We start from the raw sequence: 12655 nt of genomic DNA, 5'->3' as shown, positions 1-12655 counted from the left end.
ATACTGTTTATGTTTACAATTACGCAAAATAAATACCCCTTCAGGCAAACTGCGGGATTGGTCATTTAAGCAGGAGTGTATATGTCCAAAAGTGGCTTTGGTCAAATGTATAGAAAGCTTTCAAGTAAGCTTCTTGACCTAATCGTAACCCCACATGTATTGGGTGAGGTTCCAACAGAACCGACAGCAAACGATGCTGACTCAGCAGCTTCAGACCATCCCAAAAAAATTGTCTGTTATGTACTCCAAAACCACTCTCGCAGTAATGCGCTGTTGGTGGATGGTGAAACACGTCGCTTAAAGCTTTCCCCTGCACTAGACCCTTTAGTCTTGGGTACACATCAAGAAAAAGCATCAATCGTGTTTCTACAACATAACGATGAAAATAATTTACTTAACGCTCCATCCCACACCTTTCCACCACGTCTTTTACGTTTGGTTGAAGCTTTAGAAAAACAACCCGACTTAGACGTAGAGCTGGTGCCTGTGACGGTACTGTGGGGGCGTTCACCAGATAAAGAAGACTCTTGGTTTAAATTGTTATTTACTGACACTTGGGCAACACCAAGTACAGTGAAACAGCTGATGAATATTGGTTTACATGGTCGCCAGTCATTTTTAGAGTTCCATGAAAGTCAGTCTTTACGTGCTTTAATTGACTTTGCAAAAACCACCTATCCGAACTTATCACCTGCAACGTATATTCTAAACACCCTAAATAATCAGCTCGATGCACACCGTGAAGCAGTACTCGGCCCTGACCTTTCAGACCGCCGCAACGTGATGCATTCATTGATTAAAGCCAATGATGTACAAGATGCCATTCGTCGTGAAAGTATCCGCGGCAAAATTAGCATGTTGGATGCAGAGCGTCGTGCCATTGGTTATGTCAATGAAATCGTATCGGACTATTCACATTCCACCATCCGTTTTGCTGAAATGGCGCTAGCACGTTTATGGACGCAGCTCTATGACGGGGTTGAAGTCCATAACTTCAATACGGTTCGTGAGTTGGCAAAAGATTATGAAATTGTGTATACCCCATGTCACCGTAGCCATATCGACTATTTACTGCTGTCTTATGTGGTGTATAACCGTGGTTTGATGGTGCCTTATATTGCCGCGGGCGATAACCTGAATATGCCATTTGTTGGGCAAATTTTACGTGGTGGCGGTGCATTCTTTATTCGCCGTACTTTCCGCGGTAATGCGCTCTACACTTCGGTCTTTAAAGAATACCTATACAGTATTTTGTCGCGTAACACACCTTTAGAATACTTCATCGAAGGTGGTCGTTCACGTACAGGTCGTCTGCTACCCCCAAAAACAGGTATGTTGGCCATGACGGTGCACAGTCACTTGCGTGGTCGTGCCAAACCGATTGTCTTTGTTCCGACCTATATCGGTTATGAACGCTTGATGGAAGGTGCAACCTACGTTGGTGAGATGAACGGTAAACCGAAAGAAGCTGAATCTGTCTTTGGGATTCTGCAAACTTTACGCAAAATTGAACGTATTTTCGGTAAAGTCCATCTCAACTTTGGCGAACCAGTCTTCTTAGATGACATGCTGAAAAAGCATGGCGCTGAGAATGTACACATTGCTAAAAATGATGATCCAATTCCGCAAGAAGTCTCTGATGCTGTAAATAGTTCTGCACATGCGATTTTAGAAAATATTAACCGTGCCGCTGTGGTGAACCCTGTTTCATTACTGTCTTTGGTTCTGTTGGCTACTGAGAAGCATACGCTTGATGAAGAAATCTGTATCAAACAGCTTGATACCTATCGCAAGTTGTTGACCACACTTCCTTATGATGAGCGCCTCTTGGTCACGCCATTATCAGGTAAAGAAATCATTGCTTATGGTTTAAAGCTGAAACTGATCAAACGCGTCAATCACGTACTGGGCGACATTATTGCGATTGCGGACAATCAAGCAGTACTGCTGACCTACTTCCGTAATAATATTTTACATGCCTTTGTGTTGCCATCACTCGTTGCCGCTTTGGTTGAACACAATGGAACCATTGGCCGTGGTGATTTAATCAATGTGATTCGCACGCTCTATCCATTCTTAAAAGCAGAACTGTTTTTAAAATGGGAAGATGCTGAGCTCAAAGACCAAATTTGTGCCTATGTAGATGGTTTGATTCAAGCCAAACTGATTTCTGAAGATGCCGAAGGCCACTTGATTTCCCCTGCTCCAAACAGCGAAGATCATAACCAGTTGGTGGTATTGGCAGCGCCAGTCATGCAGAGTCTTGAGCGTTACTACATGACGCTTGCGTTAATTACACAGCGTGGTTCTGGGAATATTTCAGCACGTCAGGTGGAAGAACTCAGTCATTTGGTGGGTCAGCGTTTGTCTGTCCTATATGAGTTCAATTCACCTGAATTCTTTGATAAAGCCTTGTTCCAGAGCTTTATTAAAGTGCTGACGCAACAAGGTTATATCAGCACCAACTCAGACAACGCGATTGTGTTTGATGAGAACTTCCAAAACGTTGCTCAATATGCCAACTTGGTTTTAGATGATGTCACATTACAAATGTTGCAACACATCACTACTTTCAGCGATGAAGAACTGAAAGACACGCTAGACAAAGTGGCTGCTGAACAAGCGAAGAAGCGTTTGAAACGTAAGAAGAAGTAATTTCTTTTTTAAAGCATAGGTATCTACAAAATGTAGGTGCCTATGCTATAAGTCTATGAATAAAAATTAAGTTCTATTGCGTATAAGCTCTATTATGTTAAGTAAATCGTAAATATATAGATCGTTTTATTTTTAAACATATATTGGCTACTTTATAAATTTTGTCTGTAACTTCAATACTGGTTAGTTAGACTGATGATCTATGGATTTATAAGCATATGATTTAATCCAAGACTGAATTAAATGGGTGGAATGAAAAGTGGCAATAAAATTAGCAACTGCAAACGATCTTGAATGGGTAAATGCGCAGTATCAAAAGATAGATTTTGTCCCAAGCTCTTTCGACAATGAAATTATTGCTATCGTTACTTATAACGATGACTTTGCAGGTGTTGGCAGGATTGTTTACCTCAATGATGAAGAAGTCGAAATTGGGGGAATCTATATACTGGATGAATTTAGAGGTCTATCTTTAGCAAATGAGCTGGTTGGTTACTTAGTAGAAACAGCTAAAAAGAAAAACCTTAAAGCAGTATATTGCCTCCCATTTGAAAATCTTAAGACCTTTTATCAAAGATTTGGTTTTAATGAGTTTGAGCATGATGCTAGTCAAGTAAATGAAAAAGTTATGAAAAAACATCAATGGTGTTTAGATAATTACGACGCAAAAGTTCTCTTACTGAAACTAGTAGATGATTGTTGATTTTTTCTAAAATTAACATAATACACCTTATACGAAATTATTGAAATTTTCCCATATGCATCAATATCTTAGTTAAATCTGTTCTATAGTTCATCGCACTAGAACGGATTTGTCATGATTATTCACGTTCCACAGCCATTTCCCAAACGATGCTTCACATTTTTTATGAGTGAAAGTAAAAAATTATTTTGACTCACGCTCTTCTAACAATGCCAAATAATCATCAAAACAATGTGGATGCTGTAATTCAAAATTCATCTGCTGCATCCGCGTAGCATAAATTTGCTTGCCTGATGGCACATCACTTTTCAAAACCAAAGCTGGCAGTCCTAACTGTTGTTGAAACCATTGGATAATTTCATGCAAAGGCAGTGGTTGGCTATTGCTACAAATGTAAGACTTTTCAGTATGTTCCACGTGAAGCAAGTGCGCTAAAAAAGCCACCAAATCATCAATATGAATTCGGTTTGACCAATGTAGTTTGGGATAAGTTTTCGTGGTTTCCGCAAGTTTAATCATACGCGTAACTGAGGTTCCATAAATGCCTGTTGGACGTACAATCACACATTCAAATGGATAAGCCTGTTGCCACAAAGTTTCCATGTTCAATAGCACTTGCCCTTGCGCATCGCTCGGTTGGGGACACGTGTCATCATCAACCCGCTCCCCTGCACTTTCACTATAGACACGTGTGGAAGAAACCACGATCACTTTTTTTAGAGGATGGCTTTTTAAGGCATGTAGCATGGGTGCAACCGAGTCTACAAAAGTTCGCTGATACGATTCCACCGTACTGCCCTCAGGCGAGAGTAAGACATACACAGCATCAATCGGTGCGACTTGGGATAAATCCAACTGATGAATATCTTGAGTCAAATGCTCAGCCCAATCATCTGATTTCGGACTTCGGCTAATTGTGGTAATTTGGTGGCCTTGCTGAAATAACTGTTTAGCAACACGCTGAGATGTTTTACCATAACCTATAAATAAAATATGCATTTAGCACCAAATCACAGACAAAGTTGAGGGGACATGGCTGCAGTCCATCAGTTGCAGGGGGTCGGATCTGCCTCTGCTGCACTACTTGAAAAGTTGAATCTCTTCACTACAGATGATCTGTTGTTTCATCTGCCACGAGACTATGAAGATCGTAGCACGATCATCCCCATGAACCAATTGACTGTGGGGCGTAGCTACTTACTCGAAGGCACGATTCAAGGTGTGGACTTTCCGCCGGGTAAACGTAAATCAATGGCGATTGGACTGCAAGATGACTTTGGCAAAGTGACTTTACGCTTTTACCATATTTATAAAGGTTTAACGGACCGCGCAAAGATCGGTAATCGTCTGCGTATTTTTGGTGAAGTCCGCGTGGGCGCGCGTGGCTTGGAAATGTATCATCCTGAAATTCAACTCATTACAGAGCATACGCCACTTCCACAAACTCAACTGACTGCGATTTATCCCAGTACAGAAGGGCTGACTCAACCCAAGTTTCGTGAATACATCAAACAGGCTCTCGCCAAGCACAGTGATGATTTACCTGAACTACTGCCCGCAAAATTTACCAATGGCTATGCACTTAAACAGGCGTTGGACTACATCCACCACCCTCCTGTAGATGCCAATATGCTGCAATTGAGTCAAGGTTCGCATCCAGCCCAGCAACGTTTGATTTTTGAAGAGTTGGTTGCGCATCAGGTCAGTCTATTAAGCCGTCGTGCCTATATCCAACAAATTGAAGCACCGCGTATTTCTGCCAGTCGTCAGTTTGCCAAACAACTGCTCAGTAGCCTGCCTTTTGAAATGACCAATGCACAAAAGCGCGTCTCCAAAGAAATTGTACACGACTTAAAACTCAATAAACCGATGTTACGTTTGGTTCAAGGCGATGTCGGTGCAGGCAAAACCTTGGTCGCAGGCGTCGCAGCCTGTCATGCCTTAGAAGAAGGTTGGCAAGTGGCGTTAATGGCACCGACTGAAATTTTGGCGGAACAACATTATCTCAATTTTAAAAAATGGTTTGAGCCTTTGGGACTCAGTGTATCTTGGCTTTCAGGTAAACAAAAAGGCAAAGCCCGTGCCACAGCCGAACAAGCCATTGTTGACGGCACGGCGCATCTGGTGGTGGGTACGCATGCCTTGTTTCAAGACAATGTCCGCTTTGCCAAACTCGGGTTGGTGATTATTGATGAGCAGCACCGCTTCGGGGTCGACCAGCGCTTAGCCCTGCGTAATAAAGGTGCGCAGAATATGACCCCACATCAATTGGTCATGACCGCAACGCCGATTCCACGAACTTTAGCCATGTCCGCCTATGGAGACTTAGATACGTCCGTGATTGATGAACTTCCACCCGGACGAACGCCGATTCAAACCGTGACCATTCCACTCGACCGCCGTGAAGAAGTCCTGCAACGTATTGCCAGTAACTGTCTAGAAGGCAAACAAGCTTACTGGGTCTGCACCTTGGTTGAAGAGTCTGAAACCTTAGATGCTCAAGCCGCTGAAGCGACCTATTTAGAAATTAAAGAACGCTTCCCCGAGCTCAACATTGGCCTCGTACATGGCAAAATGAAAGCCGATGAAAAACAAGCCGTGATGCAACAGTTTAAAGCCAATCAATTACAACTGTTGATTGCTACGACAGTGATTGAAGTGGGGGTCGATGTACCAAATGCCTCGATCATGGTGATTGAAAATGCGGAACGTTTAGGACTGTCTCAATTGCACCAATTACGTGGCCGTGTTGGTCGAGGTGCCAAAGCCAGTTTTTGTGCACTATTGTATAAAAGCCCGCTATCTCAAAATGGGCAAGAACGCCTACGCATCATGCGTGAAACCAATGATGGCTTTTTAATTGCCGAAAAAGATTTGGAAATTCGTGGCCCAGGTGAATTACTCGGCACCAAACAAACCGGGGATATGGGCTTTCGTGTAGCGAAACTGGAGCGTGATGATCATTTGCTCAATCAAGCCCATTTTGTCGCAGCTCAGATTTTAAAAGACTATCCTAGAAATGCTGAAGCCTTACTGAAACGCTGGCTGCCTGAAGCACCACGCTATGCCTATGTTTAGTCATTTACTGCACACTGCCAAACAGTTGCTACACAAAGCACAGCCTTGTCAATTGTGTGGCATTGTACGTGCAGATCTGCACTCGGTCTGTCTGGACTGCTGGCAACAACTTCCTCTGCATCCACAAACCATTGAAAAACAAGCGCTGAGTATTCATGTCGCAGGACAATATCAATATCCTTTAGATCATTTGATTCAGCAGTTCAAATATGAACAACAACTGCATTGGCAACCTTTACTTTCAGGCATTCTTCAGCAAATTCGCTTACCTAAAGTGCAAGCAATTGTTCCGATGCCGATTTCGAGCCAACGTTTAGCGGAACGTGGCTATAACCAATCAATGATCCTCGCCAAAGACTTAGCCAAGCAGCTAAATGTTCCCATTTGGCAACCTGTGATTCGGCTACATCAACATTCGCAAAAAGGACTCAGTCGACTAGAACGCTTAGATCACATTCAGCAACAATTTAAAATTGATCCACAGCAACGCCAATATGCAAAACGTTACCGACGTGTTTTGATTTTGGATGATGTCGTGACCACGGGCAGCTCCATTCAGGCTCTGACTTTACAGCTTGAACACTTAGGTTGTCATAAAGTCAGCGCCGCGTGTATTGCCTACGCACTGGAATAGTTAAACGACTTCAATCAGCAAATGTTCGCGCACCCAAGGGATGACCACCTCTGTGGTTAACGGTGCAAGTGCAGTTTGTTGATCATCCAAGTTCAGCCACTTCATTTCCGCAATTTCAGCCGCAATCTGTGGCGCTTGCTGAAGCTGAACATGATAAACGTAGCTGACCAATTTAAAATCAGGCTCGTTAGCTGTGGCTGTTTCAAAACGACCGACAAACTGTTTAATAATCGCATCTGTGCCTATTTCTTCCTGAATCTCACGCAGCATGGTTTGCTCAGGTGCTTCATTTGGCTCAAGCTTACCGCCAACTTGCATAAAACACGTGGTGTTTTGCTTGCGCACCAATAAAAGCTGCTGTTGTGCATTTACAATAATAGCTGCAGCAACCGTAATCACCTTCATGCTTTGACATCCAACAACTCAGGATCAACCATGCCCCACTTCGGTTCAGGCGCGTGGAATTGATCCATTTGCTTTAAAATTGTTTTCACTGAGTCCGATACAATCAGGCTGTCGGTAAAGCGCGCATGGGTAAAGCCTTTGTCGGTAGTCATCTTCAGAAATTTAAGTAAATCATCATAAAAGCCATTTACATTCAAAAAGGCATTCGGCTTGAGATGAATACCGAGCTGAGCCCATGTCCATTGTTCAAAGATTTCTTCTAAAGTCCCTGCGCCGCCTGGCATTGCAATAAATCCATCCGACAAGGCTGACATTTTCAGTTTACGCTCTTGCATGTCTTTGACGACATATAACTCGGTGAGGCCTTGATGTGCCAACTCACGATCCACCAACACGTGTGGAATCACACCAATCACTTGACCACCCGCTTCTAAAGCACTGTCAGCCACAATACCCATTAAGCCTGAACGACCCCCACCATAGACCAAGGTTTTGCCTTGTTCAGCGATGGTGTGTCCAACCTGACGAGCTGTTTCTGAAAAAATTTGATCTGAACCTAATGCGGAACCACAAAAGATCGCAATTGAATTTGTCATTTTTTACTCTGATATTTAATTGTCATGCAACTTCACTAAAATGAATGGATATTTTTTAGCAATTTAACCATTCGATCAGTGTTTTTATTGCAATCCTTGTCTAAAATACACCCATCCACCTCAACCATTACTGCGCAAAGGAGAAAGACGGCATGCTTGAAGCCTTTTACGCCACAGAGCGCGGTAGCTTAGAAGACATCACCATTAATGGCGATTTCGATCTTCAGCCCGATTTGGTCTGGCTTGACCTCATTGCTCCCTCACAAGAAGAACAACAGTGGATTTTAGATGCATATGAACAAAATTTACCTACGCTAAAATCACTCGAAGACATTTCATCTTCAGCTCGATTCTACCGTGATGATGATGGTATTTTGCATATCAGTACGTATTTTTTAACGAAAAATAAAAATTACCAAGTCGATGGCGAAACTGAAGAAAGCAACGGAGCGCTTGCCACGGTACAAACCGTGGCTTTCATTTTGCATAAAGAACGACTCTTCACTCTTCGTGGTGAAAAATTAGTCGCATTTCGGGCTTTTCGTGCGCGTGCACGTCGCAATGACTACGAAATCGACTATAAGGATCCAACGTGGATCTTACTCGGTTTACTCGAGGCGAAGCTGGACGAGCTTGCGGATATCTTAGAAGATATCCACAAGGACTTGGAAAAGTATTCCACAGAAGTGCTGAATAACCGACACCGTGAGATGATTCTCGACTTGGATGACATGATTACGCGTCTGGCCCACTTGGAAGATATGCTTGGAAAAGCACAGCTGTGTTTGATTGACTTACGTCGTGTACTGACTTTTTTATCACGTCCACGTGCTTTAGGCAGTCATATTTATGATGCGGATATTCGAGAGCTCAGCGAAGACGTCCGCTCACTGGTTGAACACGATGCCTTCTTGTTCCAAAAAGTACGATTCTTGCTCGACACCACCTCAGGCTTCATTAACACCGAGCAGAATGACACAATCCGTCGCTTCTCCATCTTACCGAGTATGCTCGCTCCACCGATGCTGATTGCCAGTATTTATGGGATGAATACCGATGTGTTGCCTTTTGCAAGAGGAACGACCAGTTTTGTGATTGTCAGCTTAATTTTGGTGGCTTTCTTGATTGGCCCACTGATTTACTTCCGCTGGAAAAAATGGATTTGAGTACACCTTAAGACACGGCTTTTCCTCATAGATTTAAGAAATGCAATACATAAAAAAAGCACCTCACGGTGCTTTTTTTATTTAAGGGATTAACTTGAGGTCATCCTGTAAATGACAGGCTTGAATGATTTTCATCATTTTTTCAGGCACCGCTTTAAAATGTAAACTGTGCGCATTTGGTGTTTGACGCACCCAACGTACTAAAACCGCCAGTGCCAATGTACTGCCATGCTCAAGCTGGGCCAAATTAACCACCACAGGATAAGACTGTGACTGCATCACCTTCAAACCTTGCTGATAGTAACTTTCAGCATTGTCATAGGTAATCTGACCTGAAAGCTGCATTTCCTGATTGCTAAAGTTAATCACCTTTCACCTACTTATTTTTTCTTTTCAACCGCGGCTTCTGCATCAGGTTGGAAGTTTGCAATCGCTTTATCTAGGTCGCCACCATTACGTTTAACCGTTGCCGCGAACTGATTACGGAACTGTAAACCAAGGTCGATACCCGACACATTAATATTACGGATTTTCCATTGGTTGCCTTTATCCGCCAACTGGAAAGACACTGGGATTTTTTCGCCTTTGTTATTAAAGTCGATCGTCACCACAGGGTTCTTGCTGTTCGTTTCTTTATACGGACGGATGGTATATGTCTGATTACTAAACTTCGCGAATGCAGTACCGTAGTTTTCAATCAAAGTTTCACGAAAGTTATTTTCAAACTTCGCACGCTGTGCAGCAGTACTGTATTGATTGGTCGCATAAGTCCCCATCACGATACGTGAAAACGCTTGTGAATCGACATACGGATCTAGATTTTGACGAACAATCGTTTTCACAGCAGCTGGGTTGTTTTGTAGCTTGGCATGATCTGCTTTTAAACGCGCAATCAGGCCATCTGCCACTTTTTTAACAAAAGCAGGTGGTGCTTCACTTGGCGCTGCAAAAGCAGTACCTGCAAGCAAGGTTGATAAAATGCTAGCTGTTAGTGTTTGTTTCAATAAAGTATTCACTACAATTGTTCCTCTTCAAATCATTCAACAAATGACACATTGGCATCTGTTGTTTCAGCGGTTTCAGGTTGCTCAGTCTTTGCTGTAGCATCTTGCGATTTACCTGCCCCACCCGTAATAAATTTAGTAATTAAGTCTTCTAGATCCATTGTACCTTGGGTATTGCCAATGCTTTCACCACGTTTCACGTAGTTCAAGCCACCCCCCGGAACAATTTTCAAGTACTTTTCACCAAGCAGACCATTGGTTGCCACCATAATATAAGCATCTTCATCAATGCTGGTAATGGACTTCATGTTCGCAATAAGTTGCTTTTCCATTTCTTTTTGTTGCGCAGCATCCGCAGCGGTATAGTCGCTACTGTAACGAAGCTCTTCAAGTGCATTCTTTTCAACTTCTTTGAGCTGTGTTGCATTGAAAGATGTCAACTTCCCATCTAAAGAAAAAGAAACCGTGGCTAAACGTGTCACAGGGTCTAAGCTAATTTGATCAACTTGACCAATTTTCACCCCACTCATCGTCACTTTCGCACGTGGTTTTAAACCATTCACGTTATCGAAGGTTGCACTCATTTCATAGCGATCACTGAGATTTGAACCCACCAAGCCACTTACTCGCATCGCAATAAAAAACAAAGCGATACCGAAGAGAATGACAAATATGCCGACTGCCAGCTCACTTGCACGTGATTTCATTAAACACCTCCAAACATGACCGCAGTCAACACAAAATCAAAACCTAAAACACAGAGCGATGAATACACCACAGTGCGTGTGGTTGATGTCGCAATACCTTCAGATGTCGGTTCACAGGCATAGCCTTGATACACCGCAATCCATGTACAAATTAAAGCAAAAACAAAACTTTTAATGATGGTGCCATTCAGGACATCTTTATAGAACTCTACGCTACTTTGAATGCCACTCCAGTAAGAACCTTCATCTGCACCCAAGAAGTCCACACCCACCATTTTACCGCCCATAATCCCGACTGCAGCAAAGATGACAGACAGCATCGGTAAACTAAAAATACCCGCCCAAAGTCGCGGTGAAATCACACGTTTGAGTGGATCAACCCCGATCATTTCCATACTGGACAACTGCTCTGTGGCTTTCATTAAGCCAATCTCAGCCGTCAATGCAGAACCCGCACGGCCTGCAAACAACAGTGCAGCAACCACAGGTGCTAACTCACGGAGTAAAGTCAATGCAACCGCAGTACCTAGCATCGCTTCGCTACCAAAGGTCACCAAGATGCTATACATCTGTAGACCCAAGACCGCACCAATAAACAGCCCCGACACCACAATAATGAGTAGCGACAATACGCCAACACGGTACATTTGGTATACAAATAACCGAACGCCCTGTACCGTTGGCATCGAAAATAAGATTTGCAATAACATTAAGCTCGCAACACCTATGCCGCGAACCCGTTCAATCACACGTCGACCTAAGAGTGCTATCGCATTCATGCTTGCACCTCAGTACTTAGATATGCCTTTTGGCTAAATTGATAATCGACAGGTCCTTCAACTGAACCTGTTAAAAATTGTTTCACGAATGGAGATGCATTCGCCTGTAACTGTTCAGGTGTCCCCTCACCTTGTACTTTGCCCTCAGCGACAACATAGATATAATCTGCTATCGACAAAGTTTCAGCCACATCATGTGAGACAATAATTGTTGTTAAATCAAGAGCTTCTCGCAATGATCGAATCAGACGTGTGAGTACACCCTTCACAATCGGATCTTGTCCTGCAAAGGGTTCATCGTACATAATCAGTTCAGGATCCAGTGCAATCGCACGCGCCAAAGCCACACGACGGTTCATCCCGCCTGAAAGCTCAGAAGGCATCATCAACTCTGCGCCGCGCAGGCCGACAGATTCCAGTTTTAAAGACACAATCTCTGCAATCAAATGCTCAGGCAATGCCGTGTGCGCGCGAATTGGGAAAGCTACATTTTCGTAGACTGACATGTCAGTAAACAGCGCTCCACTTTGAAACAACATGCCCATACGTGCGCGCGCAGCAAATAACTCTTTGCGTGACATTTTCGCAATGTTTTGTCCATCTAGAAGCACTTCGCCCTGATCTGGTGTCAATTGTCCCCCAATCAGACGCAGTAAAGTGGTTTTACCTGTTCCCGATGGTCCCATGATGGCCGTGATTTGACCCTGTCGTATTGTAATACCGACATTGTCGTAAATAACACGTTCCCCTCGCTTAAAGCTCAGGTTTTTGACCTCAATGAGGGCTTGAGCAGTCAGAGGCGCTTGATTATTCATAGCTGTGCGTTTTCCTGCATTTTTTCAGCATGCATACTATAAAGGATTAAAAAACGATATGTTAGCGTATTCCATGCCTAATTTTGTGCACGAATTGATTTCAATTGGTTGTA

At 43.3% G+C, this 12655-nt stretch carries 13 protein-coding genes; 5 read left to right on the top strand and 8 right to left on the bottom strand.

Features of this window, described 5'->3' with window-relative positions:
• Nucleotides 1–81 precede the first annotated feature (81 nt).
• Both plsB and GBI16_RS03125 read left to right on the top strand, forming a co-directional pair.
• Nucleotides 82–2655 (top strand): glycerol-3-phosphate 1-O-acyltransferase PlsB, encoded by a 2574-nt coding sequence (gene plsB, locus GBI16_RS03130; RefSeq protein ID WP_086208966.1) that lies wholly within the window; start codon nt 82–84, stop codon nt 2653–2655.
• A 259-nt stretch (nt 2656–2914) separates the two neighbouring features.
• Nucleotides 2915–3358, top strand: a complete 444-nt coding sequence (locus tag GBI16_RS03125) for a GNAT family N-acetyltransferase (protein WP_086208967.1) — start codon at nt 2915–2917, stop codon at nt 3356–3358.
• Nucleotides 3359–3541: 183 nt separating this feature from the next.
• Here the strand turns inward: GBI16_RS03125 and GBI16_RS03120 are convergent, their stop codons facing one another.
• The gene (locus tag GBI16_RS03120; protein ID WP_086208968.1) at nt 3542–4357 is read right to left on the bottom strand and encodes an NAD-dependent epimerase/dehydratase family protein; all 816 of its coding nucleotides are present in this window, start codon (nt 4355–4357) and stop codon (nt 3542–3544) included.
• 33 nt (nt 4358–4390) lie between these two features.
• Here GBI16_RS03120 and recG point away from each other — a divergent pair, with 33 nt between their 5' ends.
• Both recG and GBI16_RS03110 read left to right on the top strand, forming a co-directional pair.
• Nucleotides 4391–6436, top strand: coding sequence for an ATP-dependent DNA helicase RecG (gene recG, locus GBI16_RS03115; RefSeq protein WP_086208969.1), 2046 nt, complete (start codon nt 4391–4393; stop codon nt 6434–6436).
• Complete coding sequence (locus GBI16_RS03110) at nt 6423–7070, top strand: ComF family protein (protein WP_086208970.1); 648 nt, start codon at nt 6423–6425, stop codon at nt 7068–7070. Before recG ends, GBI16_RS03110 begins: the two co-directional genes overlap by 14 nt.
• Here GBI16_RS03110 and GBI16_RS03105 read toward each other — a convergent pair whose 3' ends face one another.
• Together GBI16_RS03105 and GBI16_RS03100 are read right to left on the bottom strand one after the other, a co-directional pair.
• Nucleotides 7071–7475, bottom strand: a complete 405-nt coding sequence (locus GBI16_RS03105) for an NUDIX domain-containing protein (RefSeq protein WP_086208971.1) — start codon at nt 7473–7475, stop codon at nt 7071–7073. It abuts the gene before it with no gap.
• Nucleotides 7472–8071 carry a TIGR00730 family Rossman fold protein gene (locus GBI16_RS03100; RefSeq protein WP_086208972.1) on the bottom strand — a complete coding sequence of 200 codons (600 nt, stop codon included), beginning with the start codon at nt 8069–8071 and terminating at the stop codon, nt 7472–7474. The genes GBI16_RS03105 and GBI16_RS03100 overlap by 4 nt, the downstream gene beginning before the upstream one ends.
• 152 nt (nt 8072–8223) lie before the next feature.
• Here GBI16_RS03100 and GBI16_RS03095 point away from each other — a divergent pair, with 152 nt between their 5' ends.
• Nucleotides 8224–9237, top strand: coding sequence for a CorA family divalent cation transporter (locus tag GBI16_RS03095; protein ID WP_086208973.1), 1014 nt, complete (start codon nt 8224–8226; stop codon nt 9235–9237).
• A gap of 81 nt (nt 9238–9318) precedes the next feature.
• On the opposite strand, the gene GBI16_RS03090 is transcribed toward GBI16_RS03095, so the two are convergent.
• Genes GBI16_RS03090 through GBI16_RS03070 form a run of 5 tightly spaced genes read right to left on the bottom strand, consistent with a single transcriptional unit; the run spans nt 9319 to nt 12542 of the window.
• Entirely contained in the window at nt 9319–9606 is a 288-nt protein-coding gene (locus GBI16_RS03090; RefSeq protein WP_086208974.1) for a lipid asymmetry maintenance protein MlaB, read from the bottom strand.
• A gap of 11 nt (nt 9607–9617) precedes the next feature.
• Complete coding sequence (locus GBI16_RS03085) at nt 9618–10253, bottom strand: phospholipid-binding protein MlaC (RefSeq protein WP_086208975.1); 636 nt, start codon at nt 10251–10253, stop codon at nt 9618–9620.
• Between the two features lie 20 nt (nt 10254–10273).
• Complete coding sequence (locus GBI16_RS03080; protein ID WP_086208976.1) at nt 10274–10948, bottom strand: outer membrane lipid asymmetry maintenance protein MlaD; 675 nt, start codon at nt 10946–10948, stop codon at nt 10274–10276.
• On the bottom strand, nt 10948–11727 hold the full coding sequence (mlaE, locus tag GBI16_RS03075) for a lipid asymmetry maintenance ABC transporter permease subunit MlaE (RefSeq protein WP_086208977.1): 780 nt from the start codon (nt 11725–11727) through the stop codon (nt 10948–10950). Before mlaE ends, GBI16_RS03080 begins: the two co-directional genes overlap by 1 nt.
• Nucleotides 11724–12542 (bottom strand): ABC transporter ATP-binding protein, encoded by an 819-nt coding sequence (locus GBI16_RS03070; protein ID WP_086208978.1) that lies wholly within the window; start codon nt 12540–12542, stop codon nt 11724–11726. Before GBI16_RS03070 ends, mlaE begins: the two co-directional genes overlap by 4 nt.
• Nucleotides 12543–12655: the final 113 nt, after the last annotated feature.

Source organism: Acinetobacter sp. TUM15064, from assembly GCF_008980265.1.
GTDB lineage: Bacteria > Pseudomonadota > Gammaproteobacteria > Pseudomonadales > Moraxellaceae > Acinetobacter.
This window is presented reverse-complemented; position numbering and strand designations above follow the sequence as displayed.